This is a genomic window from Trebonia kvetii, assembly GCF_007827045.1.
Lineage (GTDB): Bacteria > Actinomycetota > Actinomycetes > Streptosporangiales > Streptosporangiaceae > Trebonia > Trebonia kvetii.
The window spans coordinates 195039-218997 of record NZ_RPFW01000003.1 but is presented as its reverse complement, the minus strand read 5'-3'; the positions used below and the strand labels follow the sequence as shown (position 1 = coordinate 218997).

At 70.2% G+C, this 23959-nt stretch carries 25 protein-coding genes; 7 read left to right on the top strand and 18 right to left on the bottom strand.

Annotation, left to right across the window (positions count from 1 at the left end; all coding sequences use genetic code 11):
* Positions 1 to 73: 73 nt before the first annotated feature.
* The gene (locus EAS64_RS15815; protein WP_246115709.1) at positions 74 to 2122 is read left to right on the top strand and encodes a ribonucleoside-diphosphate reductase subunit alpha; all 2049 of its coding nucleotides are present in this window, start codon (positions 74 to 76) and stop codon (positions 2120 to 2122) included.
* Positions 2058 to 2423 carry a ribonucleotide-diphosphate reductase subunit beta gene (locus EAS64_RS15810; protein WP_246115708.1) on the top strand — a complete coding sequence of 122 codons (366 nt, stop codon included), beginning with the start codon at positions 2058 to 2060 and terminating at the stop codon, positions 2421 to 2423. Before EAS64_RS15815 ends, EAS64_RS15810 begins: the two co-directional genes overlap by 65 nt.
* 59 nt (positions 2424 to 2482) lie before the next feature.
* Here the strand turns inward: EAS64_RS15810 and EAS64_RS15805 are convergent, their stop codons facing one another.
* Positions 2483 to 2662, bottom strand: a complete 180-nt coding sequence (locus EAS64_RS15805) for a hypothetical protein (RefSeq protein ID WP_145853773.1) — start codon at positions 2660 to 2662, stop codon at positions 2483 to 2485.
* A 136-nt stretch (positions 2663 to 2798) separates the two neighbouring features.
* On the opposite strand from EAS64_RS15805, the gene EAS64_RS15800 reads away from it, so the two are divergent.
* Positions 2799 to 3686, top strand: coding sequence for a helix-turn-helix transcriptional regulator (locus EAS64_RS15800; RefSeq protein ID WP_145853772.1), 888 nt, complete (start codon positions 2799 to 2801; stop codon positions 3684 to 3686).
* Positions 3687 to 3822: 136 nt separating this feature from the next.
* On the opposite strand, the gene EAS64_RS15795 is transcribed toward EAS64_RS15800, so the two are convergent.
* The gene (locus EAS64_RS15795; protein WP_145853771.1) at positions 3823 to 4716 is read right to left on the bottom strand and encodes a (2Fe-2S)-binding protein; all 894 of its coding nucleotides are present in this window, start codon (positions 4714 to 4716) and stop codon (positions 3823 to 3825) included.
* Positions 4717 to 4891: 175 nt separating this feature from the next.
* Here EAS64_RS15795 and EAS64_RS15790 point away from each other — a divergent pair, with 175 nt between their 5' ends.
* Positions 4892 to 5479, top strand: a complete 588-nt coding sequence (locus EAS64_RS15790) for a hypothetical protein (RefSeq protein WP_145853770.1) — start codon at positions 4892 to 4894, stop codon at positions 5477 to 5479.
* Between the two features lie 165 nt (positions 5480 to 5644).
* On the opposite strand, the gene EAS64_RS47470 is transcribed toward EAS64_RS15790, so the two are convergent.
* The 5 genes from EAS64_RS47470 to EAS64_RS15770 form a co-directional block, all read right to left on the bottom strand.
* Complete coding sequence (locus EAS64_RS47470) at positions 5645 to 5857, bottom strand: DUF6191 domain-containing protein (protein WP_369333563.1); 213 nt, start codon at positions 5855 to 5857, stop codon at positions 5645 to 5647.
* A 139-nt stretch (positions 5858 to 5996) separates the two neighbouring features.
* On the bottom strand, positions 5997 to 8213 hold the full coding sequence (locus tag EAS64_RS15785) for an MMPL family transporter (RefSeq protein WP_222849350.1): 2217 nt from the start codon (positions 8211 to 8213) through the stop codon (positions 5997 to 5999).
* Positions 8214 to 8243: 30 nt separating this feature from the next.
* Positions 8244 to 9026 carry a 2OG-Fe(II) oxygenase gene (locus EAS64_RS15780; protein ID WP_145853768.1) on the bottom strand — a complete coding sequence of 261 codons (783 nt, stop codon included), beginning with the start codon at positions 9024 to 9026 and terminating at the stop codon, positions 8244 to 8246.
* Positions 9023 to 9622 carry a methylated-DNA--[protein]-cysteine S-methyltransferase gene (locus EAS64_RS15775; RefSeq protein WP_145853767.1) on the bottom strand — a complete coding sequence of 200 codons (600 nt, stop codon included), beginning with the start codon at positions 9620 to 9622 and terminating at the stop codon, positions 9023 to 9025. Before EAS64_RS15775 ends, EAS64_RS15780 begins: the two co-directional genes overlap by 4 nt.
* On the bottom strand, positions 9619 to 10116 hold the full coding sequence (locus EAS64_RS15770) for an RNA polymerase sigma factor (RefSeq protein ID WP_145853766.1): 498 nt from the start codon (positions 10114 to 10116) through the stop codon (positions 9619 to 9621). The genes EAS64_RS15775 and EAS64_RS15770 overlap by 4 nt, the downstream gene beginning before the upstream one ends.
* A 138-nt stretch (positions 10117 to 10254) precedes the next feature.
* Here EAS64_RS15770 and EAS64_RS15765 point away from each other — a divergent pair, with 138 nt between their 5' ends.
* Together EAS64_RS15765 and EAS64_RS43595 are read left to right on the top strand one after the other, a co-directional pair.
* Positions 10255 to 11223 carry a cation diffusion facilitator family transporter gene (locus EAS64_RS15765; RefSeq protein WP_187365951.1) on the top strand — a complete coding sequence of 323 codons (969 nt, stop codon included), beginning with the start codon at positions 10255 to 10257 and terminating at the stop codon, positions 11221 to 11223.
* Positions 11224 to 11226: 3 nt separating this feature from the next.
* A complete protein-coding gene (locus EAS64_RS43595; RefSeq protein WP_187365950.1) occupies positions 11227 to 11400 on the top strand; it encodes a hypothetical protein in 174 nt (57 codons plus the stop codon).
* 22 nt (positions 11401 to 11422) lie between these two features.
* Here the strand turns inward: EAS64_RS43595 and EAS64_RS15760 are convergent, their stop codons facing one another.
* From EAS64_RS15760 to EAS64_RS15715, 10 genes are all read right to left on the bottom strand, one after another.
* The gene (locus EAS64_RS15760) at positions 11423 to 12190 is read right to left on the bottom strand and encodes a DUF899 domain-containing protein (protein ID WP_145853764.1); all 768 of its coding nucleotides are present in this window, start codon (positions 12188 to 12190) and stop codon (positions 11423 to 11425) included.
* A gap of 39 nt (positions 12191 to 12229) precedes the next feature.
* A complete protein-coding gene (locus EAS64_RS15755; RefSeq protein WP_145853763.1) occupies positions 12230 to 12922 on the bottom strand; it encodes a DUF2182 domain-containing protein in 693 nt (230 codons plus the stop codon).
* A gap of 32 nt (positions 12923 to 12954) precedes the next feature.
* Positions 12955 to 13320: a metalloregulator ArsR/SmtB family transcription factor gene (locus EAS64_RS15750; protein ID WP_145853762.1), complete on the bottom strand. Its 366-nt coding sequence runs from the start codon at positions 13318 to 13320 to the stop codon at positions 12955 to 12957.
* Entirely contained in the window at positions 13307 to 13741 is a 435-nt protein-coding gene (locus EAS64_RS15745; RefSeq protein ID WP_145853761.1) for an SRPBCC domain-containing protein, read from the bottom strand. Before EAS64_RS15745 ends, EAS64_RS15750 begins: the two co-directional genes overlap by 14 nt.
* 183 nt (positions 13742 to 13924) lie before the next feature.
* On the bottom strand, positions 13925 to 14692 hold the full coding sequence (locus tag EAS64_RS15740; RefSeq protein WP_222849349.1) for a 3-oxoacyl-ACP reductase: 768 nt from the start codon (positions 14690 to 14692) through the stop codon (positions 13925 to 13927).
* Between the two features lie 18 nt (positions 14693 to 14710).
* Positions 14711 to 16072 carry a glutamine synthetase family protein gene (locus EAS64_RS15735; RefSeq protein WP_145853759.1) on the bottom strand — a complete coding sequence of 454 codons (1362 nt, stop codon included), beginning with the start codon at positions 16070 to 16072 and terminating at the stop codon, positions 14711 to 14713.
* Complete coding sequence (locus EAS64_RS15730) at positions 16072 to 17601, bottom strand: amino acid permease (protein ID WP_246115707.1); 1530 nt, start codon at positions 17599 to 17601, stop codon at positions 16072 to 16074. The genes EAS64_RS15735 and EAS64_RS15730 overlap by 1 nt, the downstream gene beginning before the upstream one ends.
* Before the next feature lie 224 nt (positions 17602 to 17825).
* Positions 17826 to 18029 (bottom strand): cold-shock protein, encoded by a 204-nt coding sequence (locus EAS64_RS15725; protein WP_145853758.1) that lies wholly within the window; start codon positions 18027 to 18029, stop codon positions 17826 to 17828.
* Between the two features lie 322 nt (positions 18030 to 18351).
* The gene (locus EAS64_RS15720; protein ID WP_222849348.1) at positions 18352 to 20622 is read right to left on the bottom strand and encodes a bifunctional polysaccharide deacetylase/glycosyltransferase family 2 protein; all 2271 of its coding nucleotides are present in this window, start codon (positions 20620 to 20622) and stop codon (positions 18352 to 18354) included.
* 19 nt (positions 20623 to 20641) lie between these two features.
* Positions 20642 to 21100: a hypothetical protein gene (locus EAS64_RS15715; protein ID WP_145853757.1), complete on the bottom strand. Its 459-nt coding sequence runs from the start codon at positions 21098 to 21100 to the stop codon at positions 20642 to 20644.
* A gap of 227 nt (positions 21101 to 21327) precedes the next feature.
* On the opposite strand from EAS64_RS15715, the gene EAS64_RS15710 reads away from it, so the two are divergent.
* Positions 21328 to 22701, top strand: coding sequence for a hypothetical protein (locus tag EAS64_RS15710; RefSeq protein WP_145853756.1), 1374 nt, complete (start codon positions 21328 to 21330; stop codon positions 22699 to 22701).
* 18 nt (positions 22702 to 22719) lie between these two features.
* On the opposite strand, the gene EAS64_RS15705 is transcribed toward EAS64_RS15710, so the two are convergent.
* Positions 22720 to 23916: an alpha/beta hydrolase family protein gene (locus tag EAS64_RS15705; protein WP_222849347.1), complete on the bottom strand. Its 1197-nt coding sequence runs from the start codon at positions 23914 to 23916 to the stop codon at positions 22720 to 22722.
* Between the last annotated feature and the right edge of the window lie 43 nt (positions 23917 to 23959).

Genomic DNA, 23959 nt, shown 5'->3' with positions numbered 1-23959 from the left:
ACAGCATGATCGCAGTCTCGTCGCGCCACCGTGCAGGCCAGGGCCTTTCCTGAACGCTCGCGAGGAGAGAGCCATGACGGTCACCGACCCAAGCCAATCCCTGCCAAGCACTGCCGGGCACGCGCAGGCGCGCATGCGCGTCCGCAAGCGCAACGGGGACACAGAACCCGTCGATGTCAACAAGATCGTCCGCGCGGTGGAGCGCTGCGCGGACGGCCTCGCCGAGGTTGACCCGCTGCGGGTCGCGCTCAAGACCATCAGCGGCCTGTACGACGGCGCCACCACCGCCGAACTCGACCGGCTGTCGATCCAGACCGCGGCGGAGATGACCGGCGAGGAGCCGCAGTACTCGCGGCTCGCGGCCCGGCTGCTGACCGGCTACATCGACAAGGAGGTGCGCGGTCAGGGCATCGCGTCCTTCAGCCAGTCGATCAGCCTGGGACACGCCGAGGGGCTGATCGGCGACGCGACCGCGGCCTTCGTCAAGGACAACGCGCGCAAGCTCGACGACGCCATCGCGCCGGGCGCCGACTGGGAATTCGAGTACTTCGGTGCGAAGACGGTCTACGACCGATACCTGCTCAGGCACCCGGGGACCAGGCTGGTGATCGAGACGCCGCAGTACTTCCTGCTGCGGGTGGCGTGCGGCCTGTCGCGGTCGGCCGCGGAGGCGATCGGCTTCTACCGGCTGCTGTCGTCGCTCGCCTACCTGCCGAGTTCGCCGACGCTGTTCAACTCGGGTACCAGCCATCCACAGATGTCGTCGTGCTTTCTCGTCGACTCGCCGCGCGACGACCTCTCCTCGATCTACGACCGTTACGCGCAGGTCGCCAGGCTCAGCAAGTTCTCCGGCGGCATCGGCATCGGCTGGTCACGTATCCGGTCACGCGGCGCGCTGATCCGGGGCACCAACGGCGCGTCCAACGGGATCGTGCCGTTCCTGCGGACGCTCGACGCCTCGGTGGCCGCGGTCAACCAGGGCGGCAGGCGCAAGGGCGCCGCCTGCGCCTACCTCGAGCCGTGGCACCCGGACATCGAGGAGTTCCTCGAACTGCGCGACAACACGGGCGAGGACGCCCGCCGTACGCACAACCTCAACCTGGCCAACTGGATACCCGACGAATTCATGCGCCGGGTCGAGGTGGACCAGATGTGGTCGCTGATGGACCCGGACGCCGTGCCGGGACTGCCCAACCTGTGGGGCGAGGCATTCGACCGGGAGTACCTGGCGGCGGAGGCGGCAGGCAGGCACGTACGCCAGGTGAAGGCGCGCGACCTGTACGGCAAGATGATGCGCACCCTGGCGCAGACCGGCAACGGCTGGATGACCTTCAAGGACGCCAGCAACGCCAAGTGCAACCAGACCAGGGACAGCGGGAACGTGGTGCACCTGTCCAACCTGTGCACGGAGATCACCGAGGTCACCACCGACACGGAAACCGCCGTGTGCAACCTCGGCTCGATCAACCTGGCCAGGCACCTGACCGCGGGTCCCGCCAGTACAGCCGAGAGTGCCGCCGGAGTCGACTGGGACAAGCTGCGCGCCACCGTGCGGACCGCGGTGCCGTTCCTCGACCGGGTCATCGACCTGACCTTCTACCCGGCTGAGCAGGCGGCGGCGTCCAACCCGCGCTGGCGGCCGGTCGGGCTCGGCGTCATGGGGCTGCAGGACGTCTTCTTCGCGCTGCGGCTGCCCTTCGACTCGGACGCGGCGCGCGAACTGTCGACGCGGATCGCCGAGGAGATCTACCTGACCGCGCTTGAGGCGTCGGCGGAACTGGCCGAAGAGCACGGAGCTCATCCGGAGTTCGCGAGTACCCGGGCCGCGGCCGGGCAGTTGCAACCCGACCTGTGGGACGCCGAGGTCACCCAGCACGAACGCTGGGCGGACCTGCGCAAGCGGATCGCCGCGACCGGGCTGCGAAACTCGCTGCTGATCGCGATCGCGCCCACCGCCACGATCGCCTCCATCGCCGGCTGCTATGAGTGCATCGAGCCGCAGGTGTCGAACCTGTTCAAGCGGCACCAACTGGGTGTTCCGCGACGAGTCCATGCACATGGCATTCGCCTTCGACGTGGTGGAAACGGTCCGCGCACAGGAGTCAGGCCTGTTCGACGATGAGATGGCCCGCCAGGTCCGCGCGATGGTTGCCGAGGCCGTGGACTGCGAGGCCCGGTTCGCCGAGGACCTGCTCGGTCAGGGCGTGGCCGGCCTGTCCCTCGCCGACATGCGCGGCTACCTGGAGCACGTTGCCGACCGGCGGCTCGCCCAGCTCGGCCTTGAGCCTCTGTACGGGTCGCGGAACCCGCTGGCGTTCATGGACCTGCAGGACGTCCAGGAGCTGTCCAACTTCTTCGAGCGCCGGGTCTCTGCCTACCAGGTAGGCGTCATTGGGGACGTCGCCTTCGACGATGACTTCTAAGGCGACGCTTCTCAGGGAACGGCTTCCAAGCGGCGGTCCCATGCGGCGGGCCGGTGCGCTCAGTCGTGCCGGCCCGCTCCGCCGCCAAATGTGACGTTGCGCACCAGAACGGATCCGGGGAGGTAGCCAAGGCCACCGGCGCCTGCACCGTCTGCGGCACCTGCCGGGCACGCATCTGCTCCATGATCGGCGAGCGCGCGCAGGGCGACGACCGCGAAATTGCCCCAGTCCTGCTCCACCGTCCGACCTTAACCGTTCCCGGCCGCCGAGTGGTGCCGTCAGCAGGCGGGCGCTGCCCGGCAGCTCGGCGGGCTTGGCGTTCCAGGTACCGACAGGGCCACCCAGCGGTCACGATACGGCCGTAGCCTGGGATTTGTGGACAACGGGAATGAGATTCGCGACTTCCTGACCTCCCGGCGCGCCAGGATCACCCCGGAGCAGGCAGGCCTGCCGGCCTACGGCGGCAACCGGCGCGTCGCCGGGCTGCGCAGGGAGGAGGTCGCGCTGCTCGCCGGGGTCAGCATCGACTATTACGTTCGCCTCGAGCGCGGCCGCGCAGCCGGCGCGTCGGCGGGCGTACTCGAAGGCATCGCCCGCGCGCTTCAGCTCGACGAGGCCGAGCGCGCCCACCTGTTCGACCTGGCCAGGGCGGCGGCGCCCGCCGGGCCGCACGCGCCGCGGCGCCCCGCGAGGCAGCAGGTCAGGCCGAGTGTGCAGCGCATACTCGACGCGATGACCGCGCCCGCCTATATCCGCAACGCGCGGACGGACATCCTCGCCGCCAACCGGCTCGGCGCGGCCCTGTTCTCGCCGGTGCTGGGCAGCCCCGCCCAGCCGGCGAACAACGCCCGCTTCCTGTTCCTCGACCCCGCCGCGCAGGCGTTCTACCCCGAGTGGGAACGGCAGGCCCAGGACGTGGTCGCGATGCTGCGCACCGAGGCCGGGCGGGCACCGCACGACAAGGCGCTGTCGAACCTCATCGGGGAGCTGTCCACGCGCAGCGAGGACTTCCGCGTCTGGTGGGCCGCGCACAACGTGCGCCTCCACCGCACCGGCACCAAGCGGTTCCACCACCCGGCCGTAGGTGACCTGACCCTCACCTATGAGGCGCTGGACCTCGCCGCCGACGCGGGGCTGCGGATCTCCGCCTACACCGCCGAGCCGGGCACCTCCTCCGACGACGCCTTGCAACTGCTCGCCACCTGGGCCGCCACCCTAGACGAGGCGGCAGCGGCAAGCGCACCGGGCGCCGACGGCGGCTGATAGCGGGGCATTCGACCACGGCTGATAAGCGGACCATGGCGGCTGGTGCGCCCCGGCGGCAGGCAAACGGGCCTCCGACGGCGGCCGATAAGCGGGCACCCGACCGCGACGGTAGGCGGGCCGCGCCGGCGGCTGATCAGCGGGCGCGACGGGCGCCGAGCACGCAGTCGCCGCAGAGGGCCGCCGGGTCGCCAGGTGCCAGCCGGTAGAACAGGCAGCAGCTTGACCGGCGGAACGCCGGGCCTGGCGGGCAGGGTTCGCCGCGCAGCCGGGGATCGGCGAGCAGGCGGGCCGCGGCCTGCCATGCGTCCGGTGCCAGGTCCGGGCGCTGCCTGGCCACCAGGGCCGCCGCCGTGTTGACCGCCGAGGCGACATTCCCCCACAGGACGCGACCGGAGACTGGGACAAGCCCGGCGATCGCCGCCGTGACCGGACCGATCGTCTCGTCGAGAAGCCGCCGCTCCCAGTCCCGCTCCCCAGACGCCAGATCAGCACCGCTGCCCGCATCCGCGACGGACCCGGACACAGTGACCGGCGGCGCGATGTCCGCGGGGGCCGTCGCCGCCCGCGCCGCAACCGCCGGGGCCGTCGCCGCCCGCGCCGTGCCCGCCGACACCGTCGCCGTCCGCGCTGTGCCCGCCAGCACCGTCGCGGCCGGGGCGGGGACCGACAGCGGCATCGCGCCGCCGAGCTCTTCCTGCCACCACAGCCCGCCGGGCCGCAGGTCGATGGGGCAGCGGAGCACCGCCACGCCCAGCGCGGGCGCGATCAGCCGCGCCACAAGTCCCAGGTGGACGGCGGAGCCTGCCACCCGCGGCTCCACCTCCAATGGACCGCGCCCGCTCCTGGCGGCCAGGGCCGCGCGGACTGCGGTAATGCGCGCCGCCAGCGCGTCAGACGGGCCGGCCAGTTCGCTGCCCGCTCGCCATGGCGCCGCAGGTGCCGCATCCATGGAGTGCCACCCGACGGCGAAGAAGGGGCCAAGAGCAGCCAGGCCGTCAAGCCCGCTGTTCCCTCGCGCGTCAGGCACTCCCGTTCACCTCCGCCACGATCTCCCCCGCTGGAACTGGCTCGTTCAAGGCTAGCCGGAATGCTCATCGCACCCGCGCTGCCGCGTCCACGAGGGCAGCGGCGCCGTGGGAGCGACCTCATCGTCGGAAAAAGGGAGCCGCTCAGCGCGCGAACAGAATTCATATAGTTGCTGCATGCGTACCTGGAGCGGGGACAACAGGAAGCTCGCGATCGAATCGGCGGCCTTCGGCCTCGGCTACACCGCCGTGCTGATCTGGTTCGGGTCGGCCCTCGTCGGCAGCTTCACAGGAAACGAGGCTTTCCCGTACTGGCCCGCCCTACCGCAACTGCGGACCGACACCGCGGGAGTCATCTCATTCGCTGTCGCCATCGTCACGCTCTCAGTGAGCAAGTTTCTTCAGCTCAGGCGCCGTGGTAGCGCCCCGGCGCAGCCAGTGGACCGGCTCGCCGCGCGGCCCGCCGGCGTCCACGGAGTGCAGGCGATCGCGGAGACCGCCGCCTTCCTAAGCACAGCCATGGTCATCTACCTGTCGTTCAACGAGATCACCCACCCTTACACGCTGCGGCTTCAGCTGACCCACCTGTGGCCATGGCCGAGCGAGGGCACGGTACGGGTGATCGGCCTGGGCATCTGTCTGGTCGCCGTCGCCACCAGGCGCTACCTGCAGGCCACCGGGAGCACGCCCGCCCAGCCCGCGACGACGCCGGCTCCGGCGACGCCTCACGAGACGGCACTCGAGACCGCCGCCGAGACGCCATAGCCCCGGCAGCCCGGCCGGCGAAAGGCCGCTCGCCCAAGGTCCAGCGACGGCCGACGTCAGGGCCCGCTAGGAGCAGGCCTCGCCCGCAGCCAACCGGCCAGAGGAAACGTGTACCGCGTTTGGGGTAAAGTCCGGGTCGATTTCGTCAGTTTTGTCCGCCAGAAATCAGTAAATGTCCCGCCGCCAAACCGGGCCACAGATTCTCCGCGAGCCGGTCACCCGAATTGCGCTATTTGCCCGGCAGGCGGGGGGGATTACCACGCGGCCGGCGTCGAGGTCGACGCGGACGCGCGGCGGGGCGCCGTCCTGCTCGTCGTCGCGGAGCACGAGTTCGAGTTCGCGCCGCTCGATCGAGTGCCGACTGCCGGAGTGGAACATCGCCTGGAGTTCATCGAGCGCAGGCGCTGGCGCCGGGCGGCGGCCAGCACGGAACCACGGAAGCTTGCTGCGGCCGCTAGTTCCCGCTTGGTCCCGCCCCCAGGGCGGCATGGTCAGGGCATCCGGAGCCGCACGCCCGTCAGCGGCTGGCGTCGGACAGTTCGGGCTCTGGACGCGGGCCGGCCTTGACCCGCTGGTGCCCCGGCCACATCCCGGCCCGGCCGGTCAGCGCCACCAGGCTCGGCACCAGGAGCGACCTGACGACGACCGTGTCGAGCAGAACGCCGACGGCCATGATGATCGCCATCTGCCTGAACTGGCCGAGCGGGATCATCGCGAGGAGCCCGAAACTGGCCGCGAGCGCGATGCCCGCGGTGGTGATCGCGCGGGACGCTCGCGGCGCGGCTACCGCCACCGCGTCTCGCGCCGGCCGGGACCGGGCCTCCTCCCAGATGCGCCCGACGACGAACACGTTGTAGTCGGAGCCGAGTGACACCAGCAGCACGCCTGCCGCGAACGGCACGAAGTACACCATGTCAGGCGAGCCGAAGACCGCCTCGCAGATCAGCACCGTCAGGCCGAGCGTGCCGAGCACCGCGAGCAGGCTCGCCGCGAGCAGGTACACCGGAGCGAGCAGCGCCCGCAGGAACAGAAGCAGGAGCAGCAGCGTCACCCCCACGATGGCCAGGCCGACCCGCCACAGGTCGGACGCGGTCGCGTTGATGGCGTCGCCGGTCAGCGCGGTCTGCCCGCCGACCTGGTAACTGACGCCGTTCAGGCCCGCCGCCTGCCCAAGCGCGGGCAGCCGAGAGGTCAGCACCCGGACCTGCCCGATCGCGGTGGCGTTCAGCGGGTCGGAGTCGTAGATGAGCGCGAACCGGATCGCCGACCCGTCCTTGGCGACCATCGGGTTGGACGCTGACGCGGGAACGACAGAGCCGGTAAGGACGGAGGGCCCGACGACGCTGGCCACGCCTGGCTGCCGGCGCAGGAAATCCCCGAACCGACGGTCCGCCGCGACCTGCGATCCCACGCCAGGCCCGATGATCAGCACCTCGGTAGGCGCGAGTACCCCCGGCGCGAATCCCGCGGACGCGGCGGCGCTCGCCTCCGCGACGTTGGACGAAGACGGCATCTCGCCGATCAGCGGCGAGCCGAGACCCAGCCGCCCGGTGGCCGATGCCGCGGCCCCGAGCCCCGCGACGCAGGCGGCGATCACCAGTAGAGCCACCGGCTTTGAGGTGGCGAACCGGGCGATCGGCGAGCCAGGGCCCGGCAGCCGGGCCGGTGCGACGTGCCGGAACATGAAGCGGCTGAGCACGCCGAGCAGCGCGGGCATCAGCGTGAGCGACACCACCATGGACACCAGCACTGTCGCCGCGAGTCCCGGGCCGAAGGCACGCAGCAGGCCACCCCGCGCCACCAGCAGCGCGCCGGTGCCCGCCGCCACGATCAGCCCCGCGGTGAAGACGATCGGGGCGGACTCGGCCGTGGCGTCGCGCACCGCCTGCAGCTGGTCGGCGCCCTCGGCGAGCCGAGAGCGCATTCCGGCCAGGAAGAACACGCAGTAGTCCGTCGTCACGCCGAGCAGCAGCACAACGAGGACGGGCTCCGCCTCCTGCGGCAGCGAGATCCCGGTGCGCGCCGCACCCCAGGCGACCACCCGGACCGCGACCAAGTACGCGGTTCCCGCGCAGGCGAGCGCGGCGAGCGGCGCGAGCAGCGAGCGGAACCTGACGCCGACGATCAGCGCGATCGCCAGCACGGTGAACAGTTCCACCCAGGGGAGGTCACGGTCGATGATCTGACCTTGCTCATACTGGGCCGCGACCGCCCCCGTCACGCCGGTGACGTCGGTCAGGCGACGGGCGTACGTGCCCGCGGCGGTCACCTGCTGCTGCAGCGTCGTGGTGTCGCTGAACTCCAGGTACGTGACGATCGTCGAGGTCTTGCCGCGAACGCTGCCGAGCAGGCCAGCCGCGGTGAGCGGCGAGACGCTGATCGACCGGGGGATGCCTGCCCCGTTAGGCACCGGGATGACGGCGACGAGGCCGGGGATGCTCGCATGCCTGTCGTAGCTGACCGCGGCGCGCCCAGTCTTGTCCACCACCGAGGGCGGCAGGCCGTGCGGTGCGCGCTGCACGATGGCAACCCCGGCCTCGAGCGGGTAACCGAACAGCCGTGCCGCGCTCGCGTCCGCCCGCAGGGCGGGGGATCCGGCGGGTATCAGGTTGTTCAGTCCGCCGGAGGACGACAGCGGGGGCAGCAGCAGCACGGCCACGACCGCCGCCGCCGCCCACGCGAGCAGCAGCGGGAACCGCAGTCCGATAACGAGATACGCGAACGCCTTGGCCACGAACGCCGCCACTACCCGGAACGGGCACGTTCATGACTGGGACTGCGCCGCGTCGTGGAAGACGAGCCCGAGCGTGTACCGCTCGCCCGACCGGATCGCGGACACGCCATGCCGCACCGGCGCGGCCGACCAGCCACGCGCCGAGCGGACCGGCCGGTCCCTGGTGGTGAACAGGTACCCGTGCCCGTGCGGCAGCAGCGTCGCGGTACCCCGGGACTGCGCCCGCGGCCGCTGCTCGAGCAGCAGGAACTCGCCGCCGGTATGGTCTACCCCTGGCTCGCTCAGGTTGATCACCACCTGCAGCGGGAAGACGAGCTCGCCGTACAGGTCACGGTGGAGCGCGTTCCAGTCGCCCTGGCCGTAGCGGAGCAGGATGGCCGTCGACTTGACCTGGCCGGCCCGCTGACACATGTCCAGCCACTCGTCGAGCGTGCCTGGCCACGGGGCGGCGCGGCCGAGCCTTGCCTGCCAGTCCCTGGCGATCGGCAGCAGCCGGGGATAGAGCGCCTGCTTGAGCCGCTCAATGGGCTCGGGGTAGGGAGCCTTGAAGTAGCGGTACTCCCCCTCCCCGAACCGGTGCCTGCCCATGTTGACGGTGGAGCGGAACAGCCGGCCGTCGGGGTACATGGACCGGATCGCCGCGGCCTCCGCCCCGGTCAGCAGCCGCGGCAGCAGCGCGCCGCCGAACTCGTCGATCTCGGCCGCGATCGCGTCCCAGTCACCGGAGCCGACCCGCTCCCGCCACGGGTCCGCACTCCGGACGCCAACAGGACGGGGGACGCCGGCCTGGCCGCGGACGCCGGCGGCACTCATGCCGCCGCCTCCAGGCTCAGCAGCGTGGTCTTCGCCAGCGGGCCGCCCACGTACCCGCCGGGCGTGCCGTCGTTGCGCAGCACGCGGTGGCAGGGCAGCACGAGGGGCAGCGGGTTGGTGGCGCAGGCCGTGCCGACCGCCCGGACCGCCTTCGGGTTGCCGACGAGCTCGGCGACCTGCCGGTAGCTGCGGGTCTGCCCGTAGCCGATCGACGGCAGCTGCCGCTGCACCAGCAGCCGGAACCCTCTGGACAGCGACAGGTCGAGTGGCAGGTCGAACGCGTGCCGCCGCCCGTCGAAGTACTCGGCGAGCTCACGCGCCGCCGCGTCAAGCCGCCGCGGTGCCCGCAGCACGCGCGGGCTGACCTTCTGCGCCAGCGTGTCGAGAACGCGATCGTGGTCCTCGATGTCATACGCCACGCGCACCAGGCCCTTGGGCGTCGCGGCGAGCAGCAGGCTGCCGACGGGCGAGTCGACGGTGGTGTACGCGACGTCGAGCAGGCCGCCGGCCTCCGCCGCCAGTCCGAGCCTGTGCTGGAGCCGGGACAGCGTCCCGGCATCGTCGGGGGAGGCGAAAGAATCGGTAGAGATGCTCATGAGGGCGCTCCTTCCATGGCCGCGCCTGGATATTTCTTGCGCAGGTTCCTGATGCCGTCGGCCGCGGCCCTGCGCGCCGCGTCGGTGCTGCCGCCGAGTATCACGGCGATCTCTGCGTAGGCGAGGCCGGCGACGTAGTGATACGCGACCGCCTGCCGTTGCTTTTCCGGCAGCGCGGCGACCGCCTGCCACAGGTCGCCGTCGCCGTCACGGTCGCCCGGCACGCCGAGCGTGGTCGGCGCCTCGGGAATGTCGCCGACCGGCGCCGGCAGCCGCTTGCGCGATCGGATCACGTCGATGGCCTTGCGGTGCGCGATCGTCACCAGCCACGCCTCGGCGTTGGCGTCATCCGGCAGCTCCGGATACGCGCGCAGCGCCGCGAGGAAAGTCTCCGACCACGCGTCCTCGGCGTCGTGGACGCCGAGGATCACCCGGCAGACGCGCAGCACCGTCCCGCCGTGCTGCTCCACGACCTTCTCGAACGGCTGTTTCATCGGCGGCTCCCTTCCTCACACCGTAGACGTGCCCGCACCGCGGAACGTGAGGTGCCCGCAAGACGTGCCGCTCCCAAGACACGTATGCGGACCTGACAAGTGCGTTTGCCGCGCCGCGCCCTGGCAAGTTGTGCTTCGGTGAGTAGGCGTAAGGGACACGAGGAAACCCGGCGGACCGTGCTCGTCGCGGGTGCGGCGAACGTGCTTGTCGGGCTGGTCAAGCTGGTCGCGGGAATCATGACCGGGTCGAGCGCCATGCTCGCCGAGGCGGCCCACTCCGCGGCGGACACCCTCGACCAGGTGTTCCTGCTGATGTCGCTGCGCCAGGCGGACCGGCCCGCGACCAGGGAACACCCGTTCGGGCACGGCCAGGAGCGTTACTTCTGGTCGCTGCTCGCGGCGTTCGGCATCTTCATCGCCGGCGCGGGATTCTCCGTCTTCGAGGGCATACTCGCGCTGACTCGCAACCAGCACGAGAGCCCGCTGCTCGCCTACGTTGCCCTTGGCATCGCCTTCGTGGCGGAGGGGACGTCGTTCGCGCGCGCCTTCTGGCAGGTGCGCGGCGAGGCGAGGCGCCGCCACGAGGAAGTGCTCTCCCACGTGCAGACCAGCCCGGACATCACCGTCAAGGTGGCCCTGTTCGAGGACAGCGCCGCGGTCGTCGGCCTGGTGCTTGCCGCCCTCGGTGTCGGGCTGAGCCAGCTGACCGGCTCGCCGGTCTGGGACGGCAGCGCGTCCATCGCGATCGGCGTGCTGCTGATTGTCGTGGCGGTCAAGCTCGGCATGGACAGCAAGGATCTGCTCATCGGCCGCGCCGCGAGTCCCGCGGTGGAAAAGCTGATCCGCGGCGAGATCGAATCGCAGCCGGGCGTGGACGCGCTGCTCGAGCTGCGGACCATGCATATGGGCCCGGACAGCATCATCGTCGCGGCCCGGATCGCGATCGACGACGCGCTTGGCGCCGGCCAGGCGGAGGATCTCGCCGACGAGATCGACCGCAGGCTCTCGGAAAGGCTGCCGATGCGGCCGCACGTGTTCATCGACCCGACGCAGACCGGCCCGCCGCCGGCGGCCGGCCATGCTCAGCCGCGCCCGGCGCATACTTGAGTCGTGACAGACCTCGAAAAGCCAGTGCGGCTCGAGATGCTAGGCGGCCCGGCCGGTGCGTGCGACGAGGAGCAGGGCGGCGAGCCGGCCTGCTTCGCGAACCTGGTCTGTCCCGAGTGCGGCTCGGTCGTCACCGAGGGCCACGCGTCCGGCTGCGCGGCGGCGCGGGAGGCGTAACCCCGCGCCGCCGCGGCGCTGCCTAGCTATTGTCGTACTCGTCGTGGCGGCGGAACCACATGCCCGACTCATTGCGGCCGAGCGGCGCGCGGTCCAGCCATTGGTACATGCCCCACAGGCCGTCGAGACCGCGCGAGTATGCCGAGTAGGTGTGGTAGACGACGCCGTCTTCCAGGGCGAACGCGCTCACGCCCGGCCCCTCGCGGCGGTAGGTCCCCCAGTCGGTGCCGACGATCGACTCGCTGAAGGCGTCGAGTGAACTCGCTTCTTCCGGTGTCGCCCCGCGCATGTCCTCCTCGCGGAAGTTGTAGCGCATGGCGCCCGCCTCCCACTCCTCCTTCGTGTTGGCCACGCCGAAGTCGAAGTTGAAGTCACTGCCGTGCGAGGACGCCCACGGGAAGGTCCAGCCCATCCGCCGCTTGTACGCCTGCAGCTTCTCGAGCGGCGCACGAGACACCGCGGACAGCGCGACGTCGTGGTTGGCGAGGTGGACCGCGGAGCCGTTGAAGCCGTCGGCGATCGCCGAGCAGGCCGGGCAGCCCGCGGTGTAGTCGGGGCCGAACATGAAGTGGTAGACGATCAGTTGGGACCGGCCCTGGAACAGGTCGGCGAGCGATGCCGTTCCTGCCTCGGTCTCGAAGCGGTAGTTCTTGTCCACCCGGACCCAGGGCAGCTCCTGCCGGCGCCGCGACAACTCGTCGCCGCGCCGGACCAGCGCCTTCTCCGCCTCGAGCAGCTCGAGCCGCGCGGCGAGCCATTCCTCGCGCGTCCCCGTCTTGTGACTGGTCATTGCCTTGTCTCCTTCGTCGTTCTGCGTTGTTCCTTGTCGTTACATGGCCGGCGACATCGGCATCGGCATCGCCGGCCGAATGAGCCCGGGAATGAGTGCGGGCGAGGTCGCGATCACGAACCCAAGCCCGATGATGGCGAGCGCCACCGGAACGTCGATCGCGACCTTGGCGGGCAGCAGCTTCTGGGCGCAGGCGAGGACGGTGATCACCGCCATCCACAAGAGGCTCATTACGTCCACTGCCACCAGCATCGCCATCAACCCGGCGGTCGAGCCGAGGCAGCACAGTCCGAACCCGAGCCCGGAGCGGGTCTCCTCGCGACAGCGCCGGCGGAACTGCCGCTTGGCCGGCGTGAGCTCGTAGACACCCGCCGCGATCACCGCCAGGCCGGCGGCCAGCGTGCCGTGCGGCCGGTCAAGCGGGTATGCGACAACTCCCGCGAGCACCCAGATGGCCAGGTAGCTCCCGGCGAAGGGGAGCGCTGCGCGCATGGTGCCCGCCAGCTGGGCGTGCCTGGCGACCGCCGGCGCCGCGCCCGGCAGCATCATCGCCGCCATCATCGTCACCCACGCGGCGGCGAAGAACCCGAACGCCCCTGGCCGCGTCGCGACACCCATGTCCATGCCGTCCATCAGCCAGGCCGAGACGGCCCAGCACGCTCCGGCGAGCCCGAGCGTAGCCGCCAGCACGAGCGGTGGCGTGGACGTGCGCCGGGATTCCATGGTCACCATCGGTCCTCCTTTCCGCCTTTCCGCGATCCGCGTCAGGCCGATTCGCCTTTCTGCTTGTCGAGATGGTCTTGCAGTGCGCCGAGCGGGCCATCCCAGTCGCGCGCGAGCGCGGCGAGGAACTGCTGCGCCACCCGCATCGGCGCGGAACGCAGCCGGTACCTGACCCGGCGCCGCTCGCCAGGCTCGGCCGTCACCAGGCCGGCCTCGGCGAGCAGCGCCAGGTGCTTGGCGATCGCCTGGCGGGTAATGGGCAGCCGGGCGGCGAGGTCCGTTGCGGTGGCCGGCCCGCCCGCGGCCAGCGCGGCCAGGATGGCGCGCCTGCTCGGGTCGGCCAGGGCGGCGAAGACCTGCTCCGCTGTTTCCTCGAGGTCGGGCGCCTCGCCGTCAGGCTGCGGCATCGAGGTAGTCGACGAGCTCGCCGAGCTCGCTCGCCCACCCTTGGGTGTTCGCTCCGAAGGCCGTGCGGTGAGCGTCCTCTGGGAGCTGCGCGAAGCCGGTCTCGACCACGGTCAGCCGGGTCCCCGCGCCGGCCGGCTCCAGCGTGAACTCGACGTAGGTGCGGCGCGGATCGTCGTCGGACAGCCCGTAGATGTGCCAGGTGAAGCCGAACACGGTCGGCTCCTCCACCCGTTCAACCCGCATGGCCGCGGTGAACTCGGGGCCAAAGCTCATCGAGGCCGAGCCGCCGGGGCGCAGGTCGATCTTGGCCTGCTGGCCGAACCAGCCACTCAGTCCCTCTGCCGTGGTGAGCGCCGCCCACACCGCGGCCGGCGGGTGAGCGATGTCGACCGTTCGCTCGATGCGGTCAGGAAATCCCATGTCCCCTCCACAAGTAGCAACCATTTGATTGCGATACTATGGCAACCAACTGGTTGCGTCAACGGCGACACGCCGGCCGCCGGGGCGCATTGCCAGGCATAGCAAAGCGGGCGGCGCGTGCCCTGTCAGGGAACGCGGCGCCCGCTATGAGAATGGCACCGGCCAGGAGCCGGCCAGCTATGCCTACAGGGGCGTGACGTAGGCGCCGGAGATGCCGCCGTCGACGAGGAACGTGGACGCGGTGATGAACGAGGCGTCATCGCTGGCCAGGAAGGCCACCGCCGCGGCGATCTCGGACGCCTCGGCGAACCGCCCGACCGGTATGTGCACCAGGCGCCTGGCGGCACGTTCGGGGTCCTTGGCGAACAGTTCGGTGAGCAGCGGGGTGTTGACCGGCCCGGGGCACAGCGCGTTGACCCTGATGCCCTCGCGGGCGAATTGCACCCCGAGCTCGCGGGACAGGGCGAGCACGCCGCCCTTGGATGCCGTGTAGGAGATCTGCGAGGTCGCCGACCCCATCACCGCGACGAACGACGCCGTGTTGATGATCGACCCCTTGCCCTGCCGCTGCATGTAGCCGATGGCCTCACGACAGCAGAGGTAGACGGAGGTTAGGTTCACCTCCTGCACCCGGCGCCACGCGTCGAGGCCGGTGGTCAGGATCGAGTCGTCGTCGGGCGGCGAGATGCCCGCGTTGTTGAACGCGATGTCGACGGAGCCGTAGGTCTCATGGGCAAGGGCGAACGCGCGGGCCACATCGTCCTGGCTTGTCACGTCCGCCCTGACGAACACGCCGCCGGCCTCGGCCGCCGCCTTGCTTCCCGCGTCCTCGTCGACGTCGACCGCCACCACGTTCGCGCCCTCGGCGGCGAACCGTCGCACAGTGGCCAGCCCGATGCCGCTGCCCGCGCCGGTCACGACCGCCGTACGCCCCGCTAGCCTTCCCTGCACCAACCCACCTCAGATCTTTCAGATTCGCTCGAAGTACCGGCGCAGTTCCCAGTCGGTCACGACCCGGCGGTAGGCGTCAAGCTCTACCCGCGCCATCGTCGCATAATGGGTCACCACGTCCGCGCCGAAGGTGGCGGCCGCCAGTTCCGACGACTCCCACAGCGCCAGCGCCACATCGAGGGTCACCGGCACCCGCGGCAGCCCGTCCGCGGTATAGGCGTTCCCGGTCAGCGGCGGCTGCAGCGGCAGTGAGTCCTCGACACCGGACAGGGATGCGGCGATGAGGCCGGCCAGGGCCAGGTAGGGGTTGACGTCGCCGCCTGGGACGCGGCACTCCACGCGCAGCGACGGCCCGTGGCCCACGAGGCGCAGCGCGCAGGTCCTGTTGTCCGGGCCCCACGCCACCGTGGTGGGCGCGAAGCTGCCGAGCGCGAACCGCTTGTAGGAGTTGATCGTCGGTGCGAGCAGCAGCGTCAGCTCGCGCAGGCCGGCGAGCAGCCCGGCCAGCATCGACTCGCCGGCGGGAGAAAGCCCGTGCGGGCCCTCGCCCGCCATGACTGGCGTGCCGTCGCCGGTACGGAACGACAGGTGGATGTGGCAGGAGTTCCCCTCCCGCTCGTTCGGCTTGGCCATGAACGTGAGGGCGTACCCGTGCCTGGCCGCGATCTCCTTCGCGCCGGTCTTGTAGATCGTGTGCTGGTCGGCGGTGGTCAGCGCGTCATCGTAGCGGAACGCGATCTCATGCTGGCCCAGGTTGCACTCGCCCTTGGCGGACTCGACGTACAGGCCCGCGCCCGCCATCCCGTTCCTGATGTCCCGCAGCAGCGGCTCGATCCGCCCGGTACCGAGCACGGAGTAGTCCGCGTTGTAGCGGTTCGCCGGGGTGAGCGACCGGTAGCCGGCGTCCCATGCCTGCTCGTAGCTGCCCTCGAAAACGACGAATTCGAGTTCCGTGCCGGCCAGCGCGGTCCAGCCGCGTTCCGCGGCCCGGTCGAGCTGTGCCCGCAGCACCTGGCGGGGCGACACCCGGACAGGGGCGCCGCCGTGGCCATGGCCCACCTCGGCCACATCGGCGAGCACCAGCGCGGTGCCCGGCTGCCACGGGATCAACCGCAGCGTCGCGAAGTCGGGCACCAGCATGAAGTCGCCGTACCCGGTCTCCCACGAGGCGAGCTCGTAGCCGTCCACGGTGTTCATCTCCGTGTCAACGGCGAGGAGGTAGGCGCACGCCTCCGTGCCGTGCGCCACCACCTCGTCGAGGAAGAACCGGGCGTGGAACCGCTTGCCCTGCAGCCGCCCCTGCATATCGGTCAGCGCGACGATGACCGTGTCGATCTCGCCGAGGCGAACTGCTTCACGTAGCCCGTCGATGGTCAGCATCAGGCGAGCGACTCCAGCTCGGACTCGATGGCGGCCAGTTCCTCGGCCGTGCCCTGCACCTTGGGACCGGTGAACCAGTGGCGGGCGGAGACCAGCCAGTAGATCCCGGCGAAGCCGAGCACCACGAGCACGGCGATCACCGTGTAGTTGAAGGTCTTCCAGGTGATCGGGGACGCGGTGGGCAGCATGAACAGGATCGTGATGATCGCCACCCAGGTCACCGCGACGGTCCCGATCGGCCGCGACCAGCGGCCGAGGTGCCAGGGACCGCGGTTGAACGACGCGCCAAGCCGCAGCCGCAGGAACGTGGGGATCACGTACGCGACGTACAGCCCGATGACCGCGATCGAGGTGACCGCGTAGTACGCGACGCTGTTCCACAGGTAGGGCAGGGCCAGGATGAGCGCTCCCGCCGCGGCCAGCCAGACCCCGTTGGTGGGGGTCCTGGTCCGCGGGTTGACCTTGTGCCAGAACGCGCTGCCCGGCAGCGCGCCGTCACGGGAGAACGCGTAGATCATCCGGGAGTTCGCGGTCACCGACGACATCCCGCAGAACAGCTGTGCGACGATGACCACGACAAGCAGCAGCTTGCCGCCGGTGTTGCCGACCGCGTCGATGAAGATCTGCGCGGGCGGCACGGTCGCGCCGACCTCGGTGGTGTAGTGCTGGATAGCGAACGTCACGCCGATCAGCAGGATCCAGCCGGCCACCAGGGAGACGACGATCGACATGACGATGCCGCGCGGCCCGGCGACCGCCGCCGACTTGGTCTCCTCGGTCATGTGCGCCGACGCGTCGTAGCCGGTGAACGTGTACTGGGCGAGCAGCAGCCCGAGCAGTGCCACGTAAATCCAGGAACTCCAGCCGGTGTTGTTGACGTAGTGGGTAAACACGAACGAGGCCGACTGGTGGTGCGACGGCGCGATGGCGAGCACGCCGACGATCAGCAGCACGCCGATGATGTGCCACCAGACGCTGACGTTGTTCAGCAGCGCGACCAGCCGGACCCCGAAGGAGTTCAGCAGGCCGTGCACGATGAGGATGCCGGCGAGCAGCACGATGGTGTGCCACGGCCGGGTGTCCCAGCCCCACTGGATGTCGATCAGCGCGTTGAGGAAGAGGGCCGCGCCGAAGTCGATCCCCGCGGTCACCGCGACCTGGCCGAGGAAGTTGAACCAGCCGGTGAACCAGGACCACGCGGCCGGGTTGCGCGGGGCGAGCTTGGCCGACCAGTAGTAAAGCCCGCCGGCCGTCGGGAAGCTCGAACACACCTCCGCCATGGCGAGGCCGACGAACAGGGTCATCACGCCGACGAACGGCCAGCCCCAGGTGATCAGCACGGGCCCGCCGGTGTTCATGCCGTACCCGTAGAGGGTCAGGCAGCCGGACAGGATCGAAATGATCGTGAAGGAAACAGCGAAGTTGGAGAAGCCGGACATGTTCCGGCGAAGTTCCTGCGCATAGCCCAGTTCGTGAAGCCGCTTCTGATCGGCATCGGTCTGCGTGGGTGCGATCTCGTCTGCTGACACGGGGCCCTCCCCCGGCGCCTGATGTTTCTGCCGTTTCTGGAGAGGCAGTAGCCGGTCCAGTTAGACAAATTGACGCATCAGGTGCATAGCGTGTCAAGACGACGCGCTCGGGGGGCAGCATCTTCCCATGGAGGGCGTAACCGCACAGCAAGACAAAAACCACCGCCCGTTCGGACAAAAGAGACTTTGCCCGAACGAACGGCGGCGTTACCTACTGATCTAAATCAGAGGGCGCGAACGTGCTCGGCCTGCGGGCCCTTCTGGCCCTGCGTGATGTCGAACTCGACGCGCTGGTTCTCCTCCAGGCTCCGGTAACCGTTGGACTCGATCGCCGAGAAGTGGACGAAAACGTCCTGGCCCCCGCCGTCGACACTGATGAACCCGAAGCCCTTGTCCGAGTTGAACCACTTGACTGTTCCCTGCGCCACGCGCATTTCTCCTTGCCTGTGCTGAATCACCGCACCGCGCGGCGACCCCGGCAGTAAATCCGCGAGCGCGTCATGAAAGCACCTACAGAAACTACAACCAGGAGTCACAACCACCCCAGAGGCTGGACCATTCCCGTCCGCGGCAACGATAACGAGGGGGACTGCCAGTACCGGGAACGCCCCGCACTGCCACCTCGCGCCAGAGTCTAGTTCACTAGTGTGCGGGCAGGTGCGCCGACTGCCCATAGTTGAGAGTTCCAGCATGTGAGGAGACGCCGCTACTCCGCGACGAAGGCCGCACTCGAGGGCATCTCCGGGTCACTCAGCTTGTGCTTGTCGCGGGCTGGTCCGTTGTTGCCTGGTCGGTGAACACGCCGGTGCGCTTGGTGGCCTGCCAGCGCTGCCGCGTGCCGAGCAGGGCGGTGATGACCGACTGGATCGTGACCAGGTACATGAGCTGGCGGTAGACGATGAGCTGGAACGGGAGAACCCACAGCGGGCGCAGCCGCTCGCCGTCCAGCCGCAGCGCATACCCCGCGATCAGCATCTGCAGCGCGGTGAACGTCAGCCAGAACACACCCACCTGGACCGGGTTGAGGAACACGATGCCGTAGATCGAGAAGACGTCGATCAGGGGCGCGAGCAGCGGCAGCAGGACCTGGAACAGCCACAGGTAGGGCAGGCACAGCCGGCCGAACCGGCCGGAGCCGCCACGGTCCACCATCGCGTGCCGGTGCTTCCACATCGCCTGCATGGTGCCGTAGCACCAGCGGTACCGCTGCTTCCATAGCGCGCTCAGCGTCGCGGGGACCTCGGTCCAGGCGATGGCACCCGGGGCGTAGACGACCCGCCAGCCGCCCCGGCAGAGCGCCATCGTCAGGTCCGTGTCCTCGGCCAGCGTGTCGTGGCTGACCCCCCCGGCGCGGTGCAGCGCGGACCGGCGGAACGCGCCGACCGCGCCGGGCACGGTCGGCATGACTCCTAGCATGTCGTACATGCGCCGGTCCAGGTTGAACCCGACGACGTACTCCAGGTGCTGCCAGCGGCCGAGGAAGCCCTTGCGGTTGAACACCTTGGTGTTCCCGCTTACCGCCCCGACCTCCGGATCCGCCAGCGGCGCCACGAGCTTCCCGATGGTGTCCGGCTGGAAAACCGTGTCCCCGTCGACTAGGACCAGGATGTCCGAGTGCGCCTGCCTGATCCCCGTGTTGAGCGCTCCCGGCTTGCCGGAGTTCCGCTGGGTGACCACCCGGACGAACGGGTAGCCGAGGCTCGCCGCGACCTGCGCCGTGCTGTCCGTCGAGCCGTCGTCGACGACGATGATCTCCAGCCGGCCGCGGTACTGGCTCTCCGCCATGGTCTGCACGGTGGCCGCGATGCCCGCCTCCTCGTTGAAGGCAGGGATGATCACCGTGACGTCCGGCAGAAAGGGCGGGGCGCCGGGCGGGATCCTGCGGGCCACGCTCAGCTCGCGGCGGCGGGCCGCCATCGCGAAGCCGACGAGCACGAGCAGCCGGAGGACCGACAGGGAGGTCAAGACGATGAGCCCGATGGCGAAGGCGGTGAAGGCCCAGTCGGACCCCTGCTGGATGTCCACGAGCAGGGTGCCGACCAGGTGCTGGTTGCCGGTGGCGGGCACGTCCGCGCTTACCAGTTTGAGCGCCTGGGTGACGGTGTCGAAGTGGTAGCCGCGCTGTCTCAGTTCCTTGATGATCCGCGGCAATGCGGCAAGTGTCTCGCTGCGGTTCCCGCCGCTGTCGTGCAGCATGATGATCGCGCCCGCACCGCCCGCGGGGATGGCGGCCTTGACGATCTTCGCGACGCCAGGCCGGGCCCAGTCCCTGGTGTCCACGCTGGTGAACACCATGAGATAGCCGTCCCGGCCGGCCGTCATCGCGGCGCGCCAGTCAGCCGCCGTGACCGCGTTCGCCTCCGATGAGTAAGGCATGCGCATGATCCTGGTGTGAATGCCCGCGGCACCCGCCAGGGCATTCTGGGTCAGCGTGAGCTCGAGGTTCTCCCGCCACGTGCTGACCTGGGCGAGGTTGGGGTGCGTGTAGGTGTGCGACCCGACCTCGTCGCCGTCCTTGAGTTCCTGCCGCACGATGTCCGGGTAGTCGGCGACGTGCGCGCCGATGGTGAAGAAGTCCGCGGGCACGTGGTACTCGCGCAGCACGGCGAGGATCTTCGGCGTCCAGTCGGGGTTCGGACCGTCGTCAAAGGACAGGATCGCGGTCTTCCGCGGTATCCGGTAGCTGACCGGGCTGCCGTTGCGTCCGCCGGCCGGCGCGACGACCGGACCGCCGTCTACCACGCTGGCCGGGCCGGCCGTCGTACCCGGACCGGCCGTGGGCTCGTCGGCGGCGTTCTCGCCGAGGATGCCGTGCGTGAAGCCCTCGATCAGCAGGCCGAGCGCGAAGATGACGACGATCAGGCTGGCCAGCGGCCAGTGACCGCGCGGGGTGCGGGCCTGGCGGCGGCGCCCGGCGCGCGGGCGCGCTATCGGCTGCGGACCGGTGACCGCACGCATGTCGGGCATCGTGTCGGCGGGCTCATCGACACCGGGGAACGGGCGCAGGGGGCGGAAGGTCATCGGAATGCGGCGCCGGGGATCAGGACTTCGGATTGGGTGACTTCGAGGAGTGCGGGTTCGCGTGGCCATGCCCGTGCGTTGTCGCGGTGGGGGACACGCTGGCACTCGCGGATGGTGACGCGGTCGGGCTTGGCGTGGGGGTGGGCGTGGCTGACCGTGTCCCCGACGGCGGGGTGCCGACGGACTGACTTGGTGCGGTGCCCCCGGCGGGGGCGGTGCCGCCGGCACCGCTTGATGTGCTCGGCGCGCCTGATTTGACGCTGCCGCCGGTGACCGCCTGATCACCACCATGCGCGGCGCGCGACGCCGACGCCTGCGGCACCGCCCACTGGGTAAACGGCGCCTTCGGTCCGCCGGTCACGGCCATGGCTACCGCCGCCAGGAAGGCCACAAGCACTGCCGTAGAGCCGATCCCCGCGAACCGCAGCAACCGGTGCCGGCGACCGGACGGGTCTGCGAATACAGGTCTGGGTTCCACAGTCGGCATCGTAGTGATTCCCGCACGTCACCGCCCTGGGAACCGTCCCTTTTCATTCGCTTTCGTAACCTTCGCCCGCGGGAGGGTCAACCGATCGGCTGAGTAGGCCGTTCCGTGCCACCGTTATCGGGGAGCCACCCGATTGTCACCGAAAACCACTGGTTACTTAACGCGGCTAATGAGATTCTTGTGCGCTGTTGGGTGTTTCCTTCCTAATGAGGAGCAACGTGCGCAAGATTGTGATGTCCGGGCTGGCCGCGGCGACGGCGGCCCTGCTCGGCTGTGCCGTGCCGGCCATGGCCGGGACGGGTACCGCGAGAACAAGCGGAACGGTCACCGCGACAGCGGGCGGCAAGTCCGCCGAGACCGCATTCCTCAAGGCGATCTCGGCCTACCCGGCTACGAGCGCGGCCGGCCGCATCGCCTCGTCACTTGAGCGCCTGTCGGCGGCGCGGCCGCAAGCCAGCTCAAGCAGCATGGACGTGACCGTAGGAACCGGGGTCTCCTGCGCGTCGCCGACAGCCTGCCTGACCGTCGGGGGGCACGAGGTCTCCAGCACCAACTCGAGCAGCATCACGCCGTTCGCGGCGCGGCTGCACGCGGGCACTTGGAAGGTCGTCCCGGTCAAGGCGCCCAAGGGATCGAAGTTCGCCCTGCTGACCGGCGTGTCCTGCAGGGCCGCCACGAGCTGCCTGGTGCTCGGGGAGGCAGCGACGGGTTCCTTCCCCGGCCTGGCTCCGTTCGCGCTGGCCTGGAACGGCAGCACGCTGACGCCGGTCGCCGCGCCGCCGCTGCCCGCTCACACGTTCGGTCAGGTCGGCCCCGTGTCTTGCGTGGCGGTCAACAGCTGCGTCGCCATCGGCAGCGGGATGAACGAGACCACCAGCGCCGGCGTCCAGATCATCTGGACCTGGAACGGGACCAAGTGGGCGCGGACCACGGTGCCCGACGCGGACCCGAACACGGAGATGGACTTCTCCGGCCTGCACTGCTTCTCGCTCACCTCCTGCGTGGTCACCGGATCCTCGCTGGCCACCACGAGCAGCACCGGCACCAGCACGCCGGTGGCCGCGGCCTGGAACGGCAAGGCGTTCGCCGACCTGCAGGCGACGCTGCCCGCCGGGGTCAGCGACCCGATGTTCAGTGGCCTGTCCTGCGTCACGGCGCACAGCTGCGTCGTCGTCGGCAGCGGGAACACCAGCAGCACGGGCGCCGCCTCGCTGGCCTTCGCCGAGGTGTGGAACGGCAAGACCTGGGCGGTGACCAAGTGGAGCGGCCCCAAGGGCGACAGCATCGCCGAACTGGTCGGCGTCTCCTGCACCTCGGCGGTCCGCTGCATCGCGGTCGGCGACCACGGTACGGCCAAAACAGGCGCCCCCGCGGCGCTCGCCTGGACCGGCAGCAAGTGGACGGTACTCAAGGTGGCCGGCCCCGGTGCGGGCAAGGCGGCCGTCTTCGTGTCCATCAGCTGCCCGGTCGGCGGCAAGTGCGTGGCCACCGGGCTGATGGGCAAGGCTGACTTGTCCACGGCCACGGCGATCGCCGGCTACTGGAACGGCAGCACCTGGAAGTACGGCCCGATGCTGCCCGCCGCCGCCTGAGCGGTGGCTGACTAGATCTCACATCCAGAACGGGTGCGTGGTTCCCGCGACACGCGAAGCCACGCACCCGTTCTGCGTGCCGGGCCTCATACCCGGCCGCGACCGTAACTCTGCGCTAGGCCGGGCGACGCCGAGCGAGCTTGCGAGGAACGCGAACTCGTGCCAAAGCGACTGGCTGCCGAGGTCGGCCGGCATGTGGGTGGCGCCGGACAGCGGCAGCACCTGGTGCGGACGGCCCGCCGCAAGCAGCGCCGCCGACATCCGCAGCGTGTGCGCTACCACCACGTTGTCGTCGGCCATCCCGTGAATCAGCAGCAGTGGCCTGGTCAGGCTGGCGGCCTCGGTCACGGTGGAGGACCGGTCGTATCCTTCCGGGTTCTGCTGCGGCAGGCCGAGGAATCGCTCCCGCCAGTGGGTGTCGTACAGCCGCTGATCGTGCGGGGCGGCACCGGAAACGGCCGCGTGGAACACGTCGGGGCGGCGGATCACCGCGATGGCCGCGAGCGCCCCGCCGTATGACCAGCCGTGGATCCCGACCCGCCCCCGGTCCAGGTCGGGGATCGACGCGCAGACCGCGTCGAGCGCGTCGACCTGATCGTCAAGCGGCGCGGAGAGGGTGTCGCCGAAGACGGTCTTCGACCATTGCGGCCCGCGGCCAGGCGTGCCGCGCCCGTCCGTGACCAGGACGGCGAAGCCTTGCTCGGCGAACCACTGGTCCTCGCAGAACCATGCGTCACGCACCCGGACCACCCGCTGCATGGCCGGGCCGCCGTACGGGCTCAGCAGCACGGGGAGCCGCGTTCCCTGCCGGTGCCACGACGGCAGGAGCAGGGCGGCGCGCAGCTTGCGAGGACCGAGGGTCAGCCAGGTGATCCGCGGCTTGAGCAAGGGTTCGGCTTCGAGACTGGCGATGGCCGCGCGAGTACCGTCGCGCCAGGCGACGGCGACTGCGGTGCCCCCTTTCGTCTGCGAGAGAACGACAGCGGTGCCGCCTGCGGCCGCTCCGTCGTGCACGCCGGGTTCCGCACTGCACCGCGACAGTCCCTGTCCGGGGTCGTACCGCCACAGGTGCCGCTCGGTGGGGTCGCGTTCATCGGTGGCGGTGAAGTAAACGGTCTCGTCGTCGGGTCCGCAGACCGAGTTGACGTGGAGTCCGTCCGGCGTGACGGCGGCGCCGCCGACCACCAGGCGACGGGAGCCGTCCCGGTCGGACACGGTGACCAGGTCCCCGGCACTGGTCCGCGCCGGGGTGCCAGGC

Excerpts from the sequence above, each read along its gene's own strand:
- EAS64_RS15815 (WP_246115709.1), top strand. The coding sequence starts at position 74 with ATGACGGTCACCGACCCAAGCCAATCCCTGCCAAGCACTGCCGGGCAC.
- EAS64_RS15810 (WP_246115708.1), top strand. The coding sequence starts at position 2,058 with ATGGCATTCGCCTTCGACGTGGTGGAAACGGTCCGCGCACAGGAGTCA.
- EAS64_RS15790 (WP_145853770.1), top strand. The coding sequence starts at position 4,892 with ATGCGTACCTGGAGCGGGGACAACAGGAAGCTCGCGATCGAATCGGCG.
- EAS64_RS47470 (WP_369333563.1), bottom strand. The coding sequence starts at position 5,857 with ATGTTCCACTCCGGCAGTCGGCACTCGATCGAGCGGCGCGAACTCGAA.
- EAS64_RS15780 (WP_145853768.1), bottom strand. The coding sequence starts at position 9,026 with ATGAGTGCCGCCGGCGTCCGCGGCCAGGCCGGCGTCCCCCGTCCTGTT.
- EAS64_RS15775 (WP_145853767.1), bottom strand. The coding sequence starts at position 9,622 with ATGAGCATCTCTACCGATTCTTTCGCCTCCCCCGACGATGCCGGGACG.
- EAS64_RS15770 (WP_145853766.1), bottom strand. The coding sequence starts at position 10,116 with ATGAAACAGCCGTTCGAGAAGGTCGTGGAGCAGCACGGCGGGACGGTG.
- EAS64_RS15760 (WP_145853764.1), bottom strand. The coding sequence starts at position 12,190 with ATGACCAGTCACAAGACGGGGACGCGCGAGGAATGGCTCGCCGCGCGG.
- EAS64_RS15755 (WP_145853763.1), bottom strand. The coding sequence starts at position 12,922 with ATGGTGACCATGGAATCCCGGCGCACGTCCACGCCACCGCTCGTGCTG.
- EAS64_RS15750 (WP_145853762.1), bottom strand. The coding sequence starts at position 13,320 with ATGCCGCAGCCTGACGGCGAGGCGCCCGACCTCGAGGAAACAGCGGAG.
- EAS64_RS15745 (WP_145853761.1), bottom strand. The coding sequence starts at position 13,741 with ATGGGATTTCCTGACCGCATCGAGCGAACGGTCGACATCGCTCACCCG.
- EAS64_RS15735 (WP_145853759.1), bottom strand. The coding sequence starts at position 16,072 with ATGCTGACCATCGACGGGCTACGTGAAGCAGTTCGCCTCGGCGAGATC.
- EAS64_RS15720 (WP_222849348.1), bottom strand. The coding sequence starts at position 20,622 with ATGACCTTCCGCCCCCTGCGCCCGTTCCCCGGTGTCGATGAGCCCGCC.